Below are 16,405 nucleotides of genomic sequence, written 5' to 3' on the forward strand. Positions count from 1 at the left end.
TATTCTGTCGAATTAATACTAATTATATATAAAAGTTTTAGTATAAATATATTGGGAATAGTGATAAAATAGGCTTATTATTCAGAAATAATTACTAGATAAGGAGGGAAGTTATGATTGATATTCATAGTCATCTGTTACCAGGTGTCGATGATGGCTCCGAAACCTTCAATGAAAGCATAGAAATGGCGAAGAAGGCATTGGAAGACGGAATCGATACAATTGTAGCGACGCCTCATCACCGGAATGAATTGTATGATAATTATAAAAATGATATAAAACTTCAAGTTTCTGAGTTAAATCGGAAGCTTAAAGAAGAGAATGTTCCAGTGAAGGTGTTGCCTGGACAAGAAATCCATCTCCACGGAGAGTTAATGACAGGAATCAAAGAAGACGAAATCATATCGCTTGGTGGTGATTCGAACTTTTTATTGATCGAATTTCCGACAAGCCATGTGCCGCGATATGCGAACCAAATGTTGTATGACCTTCAAATTGAGGGTTATCGTCCAATCATTGCACACCCTGAACGAAACCAAGAAATCCTTGAACAGCCAGACGTTCTTTATTCATTGGTGAAGAAAGGTGCATTCGCTCAAGTGAATGCTGGAAGTTTGTGTGGAGATCACGGAAGTAAAGTGAAGAAGTTGTCCTATCAATTAATCGAGCACAACTTAGCCCATTTAGTGGCATCTGATGCGCACCGGGTAGACAAGAAGAGCTTTCGTTTGTCTGAAGCCTATTCAAAAGTGGAGAAGAAATTAGGTTCTGAATTCCAATACATGCTGATGGAAAATGCTCAAGCCGTCGTGGATGGTGACCCGCTAATTTTAGAGCCACCTCGACACATTAGAAATTCTAAGGTTTTCGGTCTGTTTTAAAAATAAAGAAATAGTTATATAATAAGCGAGGTCGGGAGTGAACCCGACCTCGCTTATTTAGGTTCGACAAATACCGAGTCGATTACTTACATATTTAATCCATATCGTTTATACTAATAAAGGATTGAACAAGTGTACAAAAACAGGAGGTAACACCGTGAAACCTTTAGATTTTCAAGATGTGAGTGGAATCCATTCCATGGAGAACATGACGTTCGTATTATTTGGAGCAACAGGTGATTTGGCCAAACGGAAAATCTATCCTGCTTTATATAACCTATACTTAGATGGCAAACTGCCACAGTCCATTTCTGTCATCGGGCTTGGACGCACGCCATTATCAAGTGAGGATCTTCAGGCACAAATTCACGAAGCGCTGAATGAATTCTCTAGAAGAGACGTGCTGCGTGACAATGTGCAGGACTTCCTTAATAAATTCCGTTACTTCATTTTCGATGCGATGAAAGAAGAGTCGTACGAGAACTTGAGAGCATTTATGGAAGAGCGTGAAGCAGAACTAGGAATTCCGGATAACCGTCTATTCTACCTATCTGTTGCGCCTCGCTTGATTGACAACATCGTCAAACAACTTGATGCAAGTGGAATCAGCCGTACGGGAGGCTGGCGTCGTCTGATCGTCGAGAAACCGTTCGGAACGGACTTGGCTTCAGCTCGCGAACTGAACGCATCTTTGAAAGAAGTCTTTGTAGAAGAAGAAATTTATCGTATAGATCACTATCTCGGTAAACCGATGGTGCAGAACATCGAATCTCTGATTCGTCCGAACCCTATCCTGCAGGCACTATGGGATCATAAACAAATCTCCAATGTACAAATCACAGCAAGTGAAACTGTCGGAGTCGGATCCCGCGCTTCTTATTACGACAAAGCCGGAGCTATCCGTGATATGGTGCAAAACCATTTGTTACAATTAGTCATGATGACGGCTGTACACCATGAACGTAAATTGACATCTGATCAGATCGAGCAGAAGAAGCGTGAGATCATGGAATCAATCAATCCTGTCTCCGATGAAGATTTGCAGAACAATATCATCCGTGGTCAGTATCAAGCTGGTGTCGTTTCTGGCAAGGCTGTAAAAGGCTATCAAGATGAGGATGGTGTAGAAGACGACTCTACAAATGACACGTTCTTTGCAGCTAAGTTATGCATCAATAATGAACACTGGAGTGGCATCCCGTTCTACATCCGTACAGGTAAACGAATGGATCAGAAATCCACTCGTATCGTCATCGAGTTTAAACAAGACTCCGATGCGGAGAAAGATGTTGGTATCGTTTCCAATTTGTTGGTAATCGAGATCAACCCGAATGAGAGTGTATCCTTAAGAGTGAACGTAGCCGATCACTCCAGCGAGAAGTTCGAACCGACCTATATCGGATTTTCCAAACATCCAGGTCATCAGCCGGAAGCGTACGAACGTCTCCTTTATGATGGCATGATCGGTGATTCAACCTTCTTTGCACACTGGCATGAAGTTGAATTATCATGGGAATGGGTACAACCGATATTGGATGCTTTCGCGAACGATGAAGCACCGCTTCATACGTATCCAGCCGGTTCAACAGGACCAGATGCGTCCCACGAACTGATTGAGCGCGACGGCTTTGAATGGAACTAAGATGAGAGGGGCGAAAGTTTAATGGCAAAACAGAACATGGGTGTGATTGGCCTCGGCGTTATGGGTGCCAATCTCGCCCTCAATATGGAAGACAGCGGTTATACCGTAGCAATTCATGACTACTGGACAGACCGTGTAGACGAACTTGTAAAAGAAAATGAAGGTAAGAATATTCAAGGTGCTCATACTGTCGAAGAATTCATCGACTCCCTTGAAAAACCGAGAAAAATTTTGATGATGGTCAAAGCAGGAGACGTAACGGACAAGGTCATCCAGTCTCTTGTTCCTCACCTTGAAGAAGGCGACATCCTCATCGACGGTGGAAACACTTACTATGAAGATACAGAACGCCGTGCTGAAGAGCTGAAAGACACTGGAATCCATTTCATCGGTACTGGATTCTCAGGTGGAGAAGTCGGCGCTCGTACCGGCCCATCTATCATGCCTGGTGGCCCAGCTGAGGCATACAAGGAAGTTCAGCCAATTTTCGATGCAATTTCTGCGAAAGTTGACGGCGAACCTTGCAGCACGCACATCGGTCTTGGCGGTGCTGGTCACTATGTGAAAATGGTACACAACGGTATCGAGTACGGTGACATGCAGCTTATTTGTGAAGCGTACTTCATGATGAAGAACGTACTTGGCCTATCTGCAGAAGAACTTCACGAAGTCTTCAAAGAGTGGAACGAAGGTGAACTGAACAGTTACTTAATCGAAATCACAGCGGATATCTTCACGAAAGTGGACGAAGAAACTGGTAAGCCGCTTGTCGAAGTTATTCTTGATACAGCCGGACAAAAAGGAACTGGTAAATGGACAAGCATCAGCGCGCTTGAACTTGGTACACCACTTCCGATCATTACAGAGTCCGTATTCGCACGCTTCGTATCAGCAATGAAAGAAGAGCGCGAACGAGCAAGCGAAGTATTGCAAGGACCAGAAATGAAGTTCGAAGGCGACAAGCAAGAAGCAATTGAATCTATCCGCAAAGCGTTGTACATGAGCAAAATCTGCTCTTACGCTCAAGGGTTCGCACAAATGCAAGCTATGTCCGCAGAAAAAGGCTGGGAACTTGCTTACGGTAACATCGCATCCATCTTCCGAGGCGGTTGCATCATCCGTGCCCAGTTCCTGAACGACATCAAAGCAGCATACGACCGTACACCGGATATCGACAACCTGCTTCTTGATGACTACTTCAAGGACATCGCACACAAATACCAGCAAGACCTTCGTAACACGCTGAGCCTAGCTATACAAAATGGCGTACCGGTTCCAGCGCTATCAAGCGCTCTTGCATACTTCGACAGCTACCGTACAGCGAAGCTTCCAGCTAACTTGCTGCAAGCTCAACGTGACTACTTCGGTGCACACACGTACCAACGCATCGACAAAGAAGGTACCTTCCACACTGAATGGACGAAATAAGATTGGGGACAGGGACTTTGTCCCACCTAGATATAGAAAGGATGACTTCGCTAAGGAGTCATCCTTTTTTTGTGCTCATTTATATGGTTTGGTGGCGGGACAGAGTCCCTGTCCCCGGAGATCTCCCAGATTTCCTCTCTTACAATTTGGTTATTGCTTAGTCTAGAATGGTCACTTATAAGCTCTCTCACTGACATGTGACACTGAACTAGACTACGGAAGGTCACTGATAGTGAGTATCGCTGCCATTATCGTATTCAGTGGTGCTCAAAAGGTCAAAGAGAACTCTCTTACATTACATATTCAAACGCAAGATCGAAAAAAATGTCACATAGAATGAGGTGACAATCAGAATAGTTCCTTGCACCTGGAATAAATCAAATAAGTGCTGAAAGCTACCCGATTCATAGGAAAAATATTTATTCATAATGAGTCATCTTTCTGTGAAAATATCAATCTATGTACATATTTTTTTGAAAAGAATGTCGAAATGATTGAATTATGAGAAAAATATGAATAAAATTGATTAGAGACTAGTGGAAAGGAGTGGAAATTGTAGATTCGTAGTTTTTCTAAGAAGAAAAGAGGAGGAAAAAAGTTTGAACTTTAAGAAGACCTTAATCCTGATGTTTATTTTTCTTTTAGCCTTTTCAAACTCGGCGTTTGCAGCAGTAGGTACAATCAGCGACAAAAAAGTCCAGGATTCAGAACCTAAGCAAGCCGTCAAGGTGACAAAAGGTGACATTCAAAAGGGCGAGAACGAAAAAACATATGCTCCGAACGATAAAGTTCGAGTCATTGTCGAATTGGAAGACAAACCGACTATTTATTCTGCACAAAGCTTAGGAAAAAGCTACAACGAACTATCTGAATCTAACAAAAAGAAACTCCGTACAGCGGCATTAGATGCTCAAGAGAAAGTAAAGGAATCCATAGAAGATACAGCGATTTCAATGGATTATGAAGAAAACTTCACAACGATTTTTAATGGATTCAGCGGTACTATACCTTACAAATCCATTAAAGCGATCGAAAATCTATCAAACGTCGGAAAAGTACATATTACAAATGAATATGAGCGTCCGACAGAAAAACCTGAGATGCGCTATAGTAAAGAGCTGGTCAATGCCCAGCAAACTTGGCAGGACTATGGCTATAAAGGGGAAGGGATGACTGTCGCGGTAATCGATACCGGCATCGATCCGGATCATAGAGATATGATCTTGAGTGATGAGACGGAACCTGAACTAACGAAAGAGGAAGTTAACGAGTATATCAAAGTTAACGATTTAGGCGGTAAGTATTTCACAGAAAAAGTTCCGTATGGCTTTAACTATGCGGATGAAAACGATACTGTCCTAGACCTTGGCCCGGATGCTAGTGAACACGGTATGCACGTATCAGGTACTGTTGGAGCGAACGGGGACGAGGACAACGGTGGAATTAAAGGTGTGGCACCGGAAGCTCAAATCCTCGGGATGAAGGTTTTCGGTAACGATCCTGAAATGCCATCGACTTATGGAGACATCTATATCAAAGCTCTTGATGATGCGATTCAGCTTGGAGCGGACGTCATCAACATGAGTCTTGGCTCTACGGCTAGCTTCGTTAATGAGAATGACCCAGAACAACAAGCAATTGCCAATGCGGTAGATAATGGCGTCATGATGGCCATTTCCGCTGGTAACTCTGCGAAATTAGGTGAAGGCTGGGCGAATCCTCTTGCCTCTAACCCGGATACTGGTGTCGTAGGCGCACCAGGTTTGACACCTGAATCTTTGCAAGTGGCATCACTTGAGAATGAATACTTGATGCTAAGTGCTTTTGATACGAAGATCGATGGAGAAATGGGAGACCCTGTCGCATTCTTATCAGCAAGTGATGTCTCACCAACTACACTAGAAGGATACAATGAAGTCGTTTATGCTGGTCTTGGTCGAGTGCCTGGTGACTCACCTGATAATCCAGACGCAAACGACTTCGAAGGGGTAGACGTTGATGGAAAGATTGCACTGATCCAGCGTGGAGAAGCACCTTTCGTTGCAAAAACGTTGAATGCTCAAGAACGCGGTGCAATTGGCGTCATTATTTTCAACAATCGTGATGGTTATGTGAGTATGGCTTCGACTTCAGACGTTAAAATTCCACAGCTATTCGTTCTAGAACAACCAGGAACTAAGCTGATGGAAGATATTCAAGCTGATAAAAAGGTTGAAATTGCGTTCCAGGGTAACGAAGTGAAATCTAAAAACCCTGAGAGCGGAAAAATGTCCAGCTTCACTTCATGGGGAGTGACGCCGAACTTGAATTTCAAACCTGAAATTACAGCACCAGGTGGAAACATCCTTTCCACATTACAAGATGACGAGTACGGATTGATGAGTGGTACATCTATGGCGGCTCCGCACGTCGCAGGTGGTTCTGCCCTCGTTCTACAACGTGTTGACGAAGAGTTTGGAGTGACTGGTTCAGAACGTGTTCAAGTCGCGAAGAATATTATGATGAACACATCTGCTCTTCAAATGGACAAGGGTACCTACAATGACGGTCTCAAGTTTGGTCTTCCTTACTCTCCTCGTAGAGCGGGAGCTGGACTGATGGATTTACACGCAGCGATGGATACACCAGTTATCGCAACGGATAATGAAACAGGCGTAGGTAAAGTCGCTCTGAAAGAAATGGGAGACAAAGAATCGTTTACTGTGACGCTTGAGAACGTAAGTGACGAAAGTGCCGTTTATAACGTAGACGGTACGGTTCAGACAGACTTGGCTTTCTCTCCGGATGACGGCCTACCGGTTGCTATTCAAGGAGAAGCACAAGGAATCTATAAAGCTGGAACAATATCAGAAGAGGCACCTTTTACGGGCGAATTTCCGATAGAAGTCACTTCAACTAACGGTTCTAAAGTGAAGGATGACTATCAAGTGATTGTGCCAGCGAACTCCAAGGTAGATGTTGAAGTTTCTATCGACCTGTCTAATACAGTTGAGTGGGCGTACAATGTTCCTCTAGAAGAAGTATTCGAAAATGGTCACTTCGTGGAAGGGTTCGTAACGTTCACAGATCCGAATGATACCAACCCTGCACTGAATGTGCCATATGTCGGATTCCACGGCGATTGGGACGATGCTCCTGTCGTAGATGGAACGATTTATGAAGATACAAACACGTCATTCTATGGCCAAACAGCTCTATTAACTTTGAGCGGTCAGATTCTTGGTGTCGATCCATTCCTAGGTGAAGAGGCACTGCTTGAAGGGGAAGAAGATCATATCGCTTTCTCTCCTAATGGAGACGAATCATACGATGAAACATTCCCTAACATGTCCTTACTTCGTAATGCGAAGGAAGTAGAATTCAATGTGTTGGATAAAGACGGTAATGAACTACGTACAATCTACACAATGGATGAAGTGCGTAAGAATTACTATGATTCTGGAGCAGCACCAGCAAGTGACGCATACGTTCAAGCATCATGGGATGGTAAAGTGGACGGAGAAGTAGTAGAAGACGGGCAATATTTCTATGAAATCAAATCCGTCATCGACTATCCAGATGCCGAATGGCAGTCTAAGACAATTCCTGTCCAAGTCGATACGAAAACACCTGAGCTGGAAGTATCCTACAATGCTGATAAAGGCGAAGTAGAATGGGATGCAATCGATTCTGGTGTGGGATTATCTCACTTCGATATTGTAGTGAACGGAGACAGTGTTCTGGACAAGCCTCTAGGGCCTGACGCTGATTCTTACAAGTTCGATAAACTGGACGGTGTCAAGAATGTGAAAGTTGTTGCGCATGACTATGCTGGAAATGCTGTAACGGCTTCTGCTTTCCAAGGCGAAGACGATACGATTCCTGCTATTACAGCGCTGACTCCTGAAGCGTTGACGGTAACCAATGAAAAAGAAGTAGAAGTACTAGGTTACGTTCAAGATGACTCGAATGTAGAAAAACTTACAATTGATGGAAAAGAAGCGAAGCTGAACTGGGATGAAGCAAACAAACGTTACAACTTCTCAGAGACGCTTAAGTTCAAGAAAGATGGCGTGAAACAGATCGAGTTCTATGCTGTTGATGATCAAGGAAATGAGATTTCCTTCAAACGTAAGTTCATGGTAGATTCAACAGGGCCTGAGCTTTCCGTTGAAGGACCTCATGTAACGGATAAAGCGGAAGCGACACTCGACTTCTCTATGATGGACAACTTTGATGACCTTCGCTTGTTCGTTAATGGCGATGAAGCATACAAGCATGTATTCAAAGAGCCATTCAAGATGAGAAACATCGATAAGACGTATGAGCATACCGTCAAATTGAAAGACGGACGCAATACTTTCGAGATCGAGCTCGTCGACTTTGGTGGAAATGTTACGAAGAAAATGATCACGATCTACCGTTCTGAGGAAGCACCGAAAGACTTTGATGACGTCTCCAATAATTTTTGGGGCAAAGAAGCGATTGAGAAATTAAATGTCGCTGGTGTCATCAACGGTTATCCGAACGGAGACTTCGGAATCAACGATAAGATCAAACGTGCTGATGCGGCTGCGATGATCGTACGTGCCTTGGACCTTGACACGGACAATCCTAAAGATCCAGGATTTAAAGACGTGAAGAAAGGTGACTACATGTACGAAGAGATTGCAGCAATCAAGGAAGCCGGTATCATGAATGGTTCTCCTGATGGCACATTCGGTTCGAAGGACAACTTGAAACGTTCCGAAATGGCTAAGATTGTGGTCGAAGCTTACGACCTTACTGGAGGCCAAGACGATCGATTCAAAGATGTGCCACTAGACCACTGGGCGCAAGAGTATATCAATACTCTGGCTGCGAACAAGGTTACCATCGGATATCCGGATGGTACGTTCAAGCCGAATAACAAAACGACTCGTTCAGAGTTCGCGATGTTCCTAGTTCGTGCAGAGGATGACCGTTTCAAATAAGATTAAATTCTAATCTTGAATAAGAAACAATTAAGCTGAGGTCGGATGTATTCCGACCTCAGTTCTTTTTTATACTGTTAACTATTCTAGTCAGATAAAGTCTAAGAACCGACAAATCTATTTACTTAGTGATGATGGATTACTATAATTGGAAATGTAGTTAATAAGAAGAAGTGGTTTCATAAGAGTGTTTTTCTATTAAAGGGTTTAACGGGCATGTTAAAAGAGAATACAACAGAAGTGTTCGTTAAAGAATGCACAGTAAAATTCAATACTTTAGGAGATGAAGTCAGTGAAGAAGTACACCGGACATTTTATCATTATCGTCCTACTTGCGGTGGTCAGCTTTCCACTAGCCACTTTTGCAGGTGAGAAGGAAGAGCGAATGATGATTGGTTTTGAAAATTCAATAGACCTTACCGTTCTTGAAGGAAAGCCTCATCAATTAATACATACATATGACAATATTAATGCAATTTCTGTGAACATGGATACTTCCTACATAAATGAGTTGAGAAACACCCCTAAGGTTGCGTGGGTGGAAAAAGATCGAAAAGTGAACGCGACCCAACAAAAAAAGAGTTGGGGGTATGAAGCAACAGGAGTAACAACATCGAACTCGCTTTCTTTGAGTGGGGATGGTGTGAAGGTAGCTGTTATTGATACCGGTATCCATCAGGACCACCCAGACTTGAATATAGCTGGAGGCGTCAACTTCGTTGAGGATGGAAAGTCATATGAAGATGACAATGGCCATGGAACCCATGTGGCTGGTATCATTAATGCTCAAGACAACGGAATCGGAACTGTCGGAGTAGCACCTGCGGCTCAGTTGTACGCTGTTAAGTCTCTTGATGCGGATGGAATAGGAAACCAAACGGATGTCATAGCCGGAATAGAGTGGGCGATCGATCATGACGTAGACATCATCAACTTAAGCCTGACGTCCCCGTATCCTTCGAAAACGCTAAAGACTATGGTCGACAAAGCTCACGATGCAGGGGTTTTCATCGTGGCGGCTTCTGGAAACGATCGAACAGGTGACGGTCAACTGACAGATGACGTCATGTTCCCAGGAAGGTATGACAATGTCATCAGTGTCGGAGCGGTGACGGAGGAAAAAAAGAAGGCGAGTTACTCTTACCAAGGAGAGTCTTTGGATTTTGTTGCCCCAGGAGACCAAATCTACAGTACATACATCGGGGAAAACAGTAGCGCTTATACATATTTGAGCGGAACATCGATGTCCTCCCCATATGTAGCAGGTGCACTTGCCCTTTATCAGGAACTTTATCCTGAATATACTGATGAAGAAATCAAAGGGTTGTTGATCGAACAAGCTGAGGACCTTGGTAAAGAGGGACGAGATGACAGTTACGGAGACGGACTTGTCCACTCCCCGACAAGTTATTTCACAGATATAACATACAGTGATTGGTACTTGGATTTCGTTAATGACCTGAGCGAGAAAGAATGGATTACGGGTTACCCGGACGATACTTTCCGCCCAGAGAAAGAGATTACAAGACAGGAAGTTGTAACGCTTGTAGGACGTTCTCTTGATTTGGACGGGAAGAAGAGAGGTGCAAATTTCGAAGACGTTCATGCGTGGAACTATGGCTCGGGATTCATAGATTCCGCTGAAGACGAAGGAATCCTGACAGGATACCCAGACGGTACATTCCGACCGAATGAGTCCATTACACGAGGTGATGTAGCCTTGATCATCTACCGTGCATTTGATGTTGAGAAATCAGAAGGGCAGGATTTCAAAGACGTCATAGATTCCCGTTATTACTCAGAAGCGATTCAGTCGTTAGCAAAAGAGGAAATATTAACAGGATATCGAGGAGGAGAAGAATTCAAACCGGAAGATCCGATTACAAGAGCTGAATTCTCTACCATCCTATCTAAAACAGTTGATCCTGAATTGAGATAAGGGGACAGGCACCTTGTCCCAGCTGCGTAATCAAACGGGTGACTCTACTATAGAGTCACCCGTTTTTTGATGTTTTATAGGGAAGCGAAGAAGGGACAAAGTGCTAGGCCAGACTTATAAGTGACGAATTGGTGGCTATCTATTCTTGAAAGGTCAAATATCCCCTCTCTCAGTGACAAAAGTCAGGGTGATTAATTGCAAAATGTCCGATATAGACCTTCTATCTGCCAAAATTGCCTTTAATCTCATTCAATATGTAAGTGAGGCGCCTTCTATCTGACGAAAACAGAACCCTACACTAACGAAACGTCACAGAAAAAAGAGGGACAGATGCCCTGTCCCCCCCAACTCCATTATTGCATCACACTAAAATTATCTTTCAAAATATCTTTTAACACACCCGCACTATGATCAAACTGCCCTTGTTCCGTGTCATCCAAACGAACTTCCACCACATTACGGATTCCCTGACGGTTTATCACGGCGGGAACACCGATATACACATCATCAGCTCCATACTCACCATTCAAATAAGCGCTCACCGTTAAGATGCTGTTTTCATTATGAAGAATAGCCCTTGTAATCCTAGCCAATCCCATCGCAATACCATAATACGTTGCACCTTTCTTCTCAATAATGTGATAAGCTGCATCCCTAACGTTAGTGAAAATCTCATCCAAGTCCTCCCGGCTATACACGGGATTTCTGTCTACCATATCCATCACTGGCACTCCTCCAACCGTCGCATGACTCCAAACGGGAAGCTCCGTGTCGCCATGCTCACCGATGATGTTGGCATGAATATTACCTGGAGCGACATCGAAGTACTCTCCTAATAAGAAGCGGAAGCGTCCAGAATCAAGGATGGTACCACTACCGATAACACGTTCTTTAGGGAGCCCACTGAATTTCCAAGTGGCATAAGTTAATATATCAACAGGGTTTGTCGCAACTAAGAAAATACCGTTGAATCCATTATCCATCACTTTTGTAACGATGCTGTGGAAAATCTTCAAGTTCTTCTGCACAAGATCCAATCGCGTTTCGCCAGGTTTCTGGTTCGCACCGGCACTGATTACCACGATATCCGCATCTCGGCAATCCTCATACTGTCCATACCATGTCTTTGTAGGATTCGGAGCAAAGACTTTACCATGGTTCAAATCCATCGCGTCGCCCATCGCTTTATCTTCATTCAAGTCGATGATAACAAATTCTTCTGCAATAGACTGGTTCAACATCGCAAATGCATAGCTGCTACCAACAGCACCGGCACCAATAAGTGCTACTCGATTAGCATTTTTCTTCGTCATGACAATCCCTCCAATAATCTGAATAAATTGTGAATTACTTCACAATTATATTATGAACTCTACAGATCTGGAAGTCAATATTTAGATTGTGAATTACTTCACAATCTAATGGTAATTTATAGAACTAGTGTGATATCAAAGGGGGGACAGCGGTGGAAAACTTATAAATTATAGATTTTGTTGAAAACAACTACGTTCATTCCGGGAACTTATATACTACAAACATGAAGCTGGCCTTCGTCTATAGTACGTTGCATATGGTGTTTTCTTTATTACACATGTAAATACAATTAACTTTAAAAAAAGAGAGCACGTATTATGTGCTCCCTTCTCATAGTATAAAATACTTATTATTCGTTTATCTCTTCAAATACAGCAGTAATACTTTTATTCCGGTCCATTACAACCGATGATGATGCACCGCCATTAATTGCGCCATGCCATCCAGTAAATTTCCACCCTTGTGAGGGAACGGCTTGAACTGAAATTGAGTCCCCCGATTTTGCACTAGAAGAAGAAACTTGTACACTTCCTTTTCCTACGACAGAAGTGGAAAGGGAATAGGTAACAGGATTCGGTTCAGGCTTTGGTTCAGGCTTTGGTTCAGGCTTTGGTTCAGGCTTTGGTTCAGGCTTTGGTTCAGGCTCTGGTTCAGGCTCTGGTTCAGGCTCAGGCTTTTTCTCGAAAGTAGCGGACAATGAGCGGTTTCCGTTCATTGTTATGGTTATATTTCTTGATGTGCTGCCAGTGCTCCATTTTTTGAATATCCAACCATCTGACGGAATGGCTGACATATTAATAGACGTACCTGATTCAAAAGAACTGCCTGATTTGCTTTTTTGGATACTACCTTTACCGTTTTTACTTAGGTATAAACGGTATTTGAATGGTTCTGTTTCTGTTGTAGAGTCCTCATCTTCCACTTCTTCGATGGGTTCAAATATTGCCGTGATGGATTTGTCTGCGTCCATAGTTAATCGGATGTCGGTTTCTGAATCTGAGTAAGATCCTTCCCAACGTACAAATCGCCATCCTTCATCAGCACGTGCGCGTAGGGATACATTCGATCCTTTGTCATAGCTGGTTGCAAGTGAGTCGCGTACAATCCGTCCTTCTCCGCGAACAGACAAGTTCAAATCATAAGTAAGTGGTTGAAAGACTGCTGTAACTGTCATGGACCCTTCTACAGTACTGTTGATCGAGTCGTCCGTCTCGTTGATGTCAACGTCACCTTCCCAACGCACGAATTCCCAGCCATCATCAGCTACTGCTTCAAAAGTAACTTTTTCTCCAGTTTCATATGAATCTTTCTTTGGGAATACGGTAGCAGTCCCATTCCCTTGAGCGCTCGTCTCAATGATGTTTTCTTGACCTTGTATTTTTACCTTGAGTTGTTTCTCTAGTCCCTGGTAGACGAACAACAGAGTATCGATACCTTCTTCCTGAGCATCTAATGTAACTTTGTTCTCTGTTGAAGAAGGAGTGATTTCCACTAAGCCTTCTTCTGTTGTCCACTCTGGCGAAACGTCCATCTCTCTACCAGATGCATCTTTACCTACATAAGTTAAAGTAACCGATTCACCAGCAGAGAGGGGCTCAAGTTTCTTCGGCGTAAAGATGACCTCGTTTAGCACTTGATTCGCTACTTCGATTTCAATAGTTTTAGAGAATGAATCGCGCTGTACAGTAATATCGGTTGTTCCGATTTTAGTAGCAGAAAACAACCAAGTATTAGCCGTTTCTGATTCACTAAGGGTACCAATATCAGTATCTTCAATTCGCCAGTTTCCGTTCAATTTGATTTGATCCCCTTCTTCATTCTCCCAGATAAGAGACAACTCCCTATTGTATCCTTTTTGGACCAAGGGTTGTTTGAGGTTAATATGGACTTTACTATATATATCATCCTTTTTTCTCTCGAAATCCCCATCCGTATTAAACTGTTCTCCTCTTTCCAATGTATCTAATGCTTCTGCTGGTTGATTTTCTTCTATGTACATGTCTGATAATAGCAAATAGTGAGAAGACACCTTTGGGAGAACATTGATTCCTTCTTTTAATAACTTAATGGCATTCTCTCGCTTTGAGATCGCTATGTAGGATTGAGCCAGCTCAAAACGAGCCTCTGGATAGGTCGCTTCCATTTCTAGTACTCGTTCATATAATTTAATGCTTTCTTGGTAATCCTTTTGTTCGAATGCCTTTTTTGCATCTTCGTACACTTCATCTACAGTATCTGCCTTGACGTTATTCATTGAAAAGAATATTGTGGCAGAGATGGCTGCGAGTCCTAGTGTAGCTATTAGGACGTATAATTTATTCATTCAACACACACCTTCCCTCCATTACTTAATGACTCTATTATACATGTTTCGAGTAATAATATGGTTAGGTAGTTTACTATTATTTAAAGAAATATAAAAATTCAACGATGATATTGTATAATAGTAGTTTCTAAAGTGGTTAAGAGTGAAGTGTTATAGCGGAAGATTAATCAAGACACTTAGGTTGAAATAATCAGGGCTATCTATTGATTTTTTGTGGAATCGTGTTAAACTTTGTTAAAGTTAAGAAAACCTATGTTCACAATGTAGCCATATGCTATAATGTGACTGACTCTATTAAAAATCGACAGGAAAGAGAGGGAAATCCAAATATGGAAGAAACCATATCACTTCAAGAGGTTTTCGAGGTGTTGAAGAAACGGGTGGTCATGATCATCTCCCTTGCTTTGGGCGCGGCCTTAATAAGCGGGTTGGTGACATTTTTTGTGTTGACACCTATGTATCAGTCCTCGACACAGTTTATAGTTAATCAATCATCCAATCAGCAGCAATCTGCTGCGTATGATATCAATGACATAAGGACGAACGTGGAACTTATTAATACATATAATGTGATTATTAAAAGTCCAGCTATATTAGATCGTGTCATTGAAGAGTTAGAATTAAACACATCTACCGCAGAACTATCAGATCAAATCTCGGTTGTCAATTCTGGTCAATCACAGGTAGTGGACGTAACCGTAATTGATGCTGACCCTTCAAAAGCTGTGCAAATCGCTAATACAACTGTTGAGATTTTCCAAGATGAAATCTCAACATTGATGAATGCAGACAACGTACGCATTCTTTCTCCTGCTGTTCTCACAGCAGATCCGTCTCCTGTAAGTCCAAATCTCGTTCTTAATATCTCAGTTGCAATTTTAGTTGGATTAATGGTAGGCATCGCTCTTGCGCTGTTAATTGATTACTTTGATAACACTGTCAAGTCTGAACAGGATATTGAAAATGCAACAGGACTTCCAGTGATGGGCGTTGTGTCTACGTATAGCAAAGAAGAAGTTGAATTGGCATACATGAATAGCAAAGGGGCCAGACGTAATGATATAAGGAGGGAATCTCTTGGTTCTTAAACGTAAGAAAAAAGCTGCAATTCAGTCACAACCGAGGATATTAATTGCCAGTGACAACCCAAAATCGCCAATAGCTGAGCAGTACCGAACCATTCGGACTAATTTGCAGTTCGCATCTGTCGATGAAACCTTAAGTTCTATGATGGTAACTTCTGCGGGACCTTCAGAAGGGAAATCGCTAACGACTGCAAATCTTGCAGTGGTGTTCGCTCAACAGGGGAAAAAAGTTCTTTTGGTAGATGCAGATTTGCGAAAACCGACCATTCATTATACTTTTCGTTTAGATAACACTATGGGGCTGAGCAGCTATTTATCAAGTAGCCAGCATCTGAAAACGATTGTTCAGCAATCTTCAGTGAATAACTTGGATCTTGTTAGTAGTGGTCCAGTTCCGCCAAACCCATCCGAATTGTTAGGCTCTAAAGCAATGTCACGCTTTATCAAAGAATCAAATCAAATTTATGATATGGTAATTTTTGATTCACCTCCAGTACTTGCAGTGACTGACTCGCAGGTGCTCTCATCTGAAGTTGATGGTACTCTTTTGGTGGTTAGAAGTAAACAAACAGAGAATGATGCCGTTGTTAAGGCAAAAGAACTATTAACTCAATCGAATGCTAATATTCTCGGTGCCGTTTTGAATGACAGAGAAATAAAAACGAATGACTATTACAAATATTACGGTAACCAATGATTTAAGGGATTCATTAGAATAGATCTAGTGAATCCCAATCATACCAATATACTTCTGTACTACCACTCCTTTATCAAAACTCTATAACACCAATAAATTATTGATAGCAGTTGAATTGCCTTCCCTAGCTATTATTTCCTA

Annotated in this window: 9 protein-coding genes; 7 read left to right on the plus strand and 2 right to left on the minus strand. The window is 42.4% G+C overall.

The genetic code is table 11. From position 1 onward, the window contains the following. Nucleotides 1–113 precede the first annotated feature (113 nt). From E4663_RS16280 to E4663_RS16300, 5 genes are all read left to right on the plus strand, one after another. A complete protein-coding gene (locus E4663_RS16280) occupies nt 114–881 on the plus strand; it encodes a tyrosine-protein phosphatase (protein ID WP_135328398.1) in 768 nt (255 codons plus the stop codon). 199 nt (nt 882–1,080) lie between these two features. Continuing rightward, nucleotides 1,081–2,523 (plus strand): glucose-6-phosphate dehydrogenase, encoded by a 1,443-nt coding sequence (zwf, locus tag E4663_RS16285; protein ID WP_135328409.1) that lies wholly within the window; start codon nt 1,081–1,083, stop codon nt 2,521–2,523. Between the two features lie 21 nt (nt 2,524–2,544). Further along, a complete protein-coding gene (gndA, locus tag E4663_RS16290) occupies nt 2,545–3,951 on the plus strand; it encodes an NADP-dependent phosphogluconate dehydrogenase (RefSeq protein ID WP_135328399.1) in 1,407 nt (468 codons plus the stop codon). Between the two features lie 599 nt (nt 3,952–4,550). Then, nucleotides 4,551–8,903: a S8 family serine peptidase gene (locus E4663_RS16295; protein WP_135328400.1), complete on the plus strand. Its 4,353-nt coding sequence runs from the start codon at nt 4,551–4,553 to the stop codon at nt 8,901–8,903. A gap of 292 nt (nt 8,904–9,195) precedes the next feature. After that, a complete protein-coding gene (locus tag E4663_RS16300; RefSeq protein ID WP_158290522.1) occupies nt 9,196–10,842 on the plus strand; it encodes a S8 family peptidase in 1,647 nt (548 codons plus the stop codon). A 353-nt stretch (nt 10,843–11,195) separates the two neighbouring features. Here E4663_RS16300 and E4663_RS16305 read toward each other — a convergent pair whose 3' ends face one another. Both E4663_RS16305 and E4663_RS16310 read right to left on the minus strand, forming a co-directional pair. Beyond that, nucleotides 11,196–12,155, minus strand: coding sequence for an L-lactate dehydrogenase (locus E4663_RS16305; RefSeq protein ID WP_135328402.1), 960 nt, complete (start codon nt 12,153–12,155; stop codon nt 11,196–11,198). 350 nt (nt 12,156–12,505) lie between these two features. Further along, nucleotides 12,506–14,479 carry an InlB B-repeat-containing protein gene (locus tag E4663_RS16310; protein WP_135328403.1) on the minus strand — a complete coding sequence of 658 codons (1,974 nt, stop codon included), beginning with the start codon at nt 14,477–14,479 and terminating at the stop codon, nt 12,506–12,508. A gap of 332 nt (nt 14,480–14,811) precedes the next feature. Between E4663_RS16310 and E4663_RS16315 the strand changes: the two genes are divergently transcribed. After that, on the plus strand, nt 14,812–15,570 hold the full coding sequence (locus E4663_RS16315; protein WP_135328404.1) for a YveK family protein: 759 nt from the start codon (nt 14,812–14,814) through the stop codon (nt 15,568–15,570). Beyond that, complete coding sequence (locus tag E4663_RS16320) at nt 15,560–16,264, plus strand: CpsD/CapB family tyrosine-protein kinase (RefSeq protein WP_135328405.1); 705 nt, start codon at nt 15,560–15,562, stop codon at nt 16,262–16,264. Before E4663_RS16315 ends, E4663_RS16320 begins: the two co-directional genes overlap by 11 nt. Nucleotides 16,265–16,405 lie beyond the last annotated feature (141 nt).

Source organism: Halobacillus salinus (genome assembly GCF_004684905.1).
GTDB lineage: Bacteria > Bacillota > Bacilli > Bacillales > Halobacillaceae > Halobacillus > Halobacillus salinus.

What these genes read in the sequence shown, in the direction of transcription:
- E4663_RS16280 (WP_135328398.1), top strand. Translation starts at nt 114, where the DNA reads ATGATTGATATTCATAGTCATCTGTTACCAGGTGTCGATGATGGCTCC.
- zwf (WP_135328409.1), top strand. Translation starts at nt 1,081, where the DNA reads ATGGAGAACATGACGTTCGTATTATTTGGAGCAACAGGTGATTTGGCC.
- gndA (WP_135328399.1), top strand. Translation starts at nt 2,545, where the DNA reads ATGGCAAAACAGAACATGGGTGTGATTGGCCTCGGCGTTATGGGTGCC.
- E4663_RS16305 (WP_135328402.1), bottom strand. Translation starts at nt 12,155, where the DNA reads ATGACGAAGAAAAATGCTAATCGAGTAGCACTTATTGGTGCCGGTGCT.
- E4663_RS16310 (WP_135328403.1), bottom strand. Translation starts at nt 14,479, where the DNA reads ATGAATAAATTATACGTCCTAATAGCTACACTAGGACTCGCAGCCATC.
- E4663_RS16315 (WP_135328404.1), top strand. Translation starts at nt 14,812, where the DNA reads ATGGAAGAAACCATATCACTTCAAGAGGTTTTCGAGGTGTTGAAGAAA.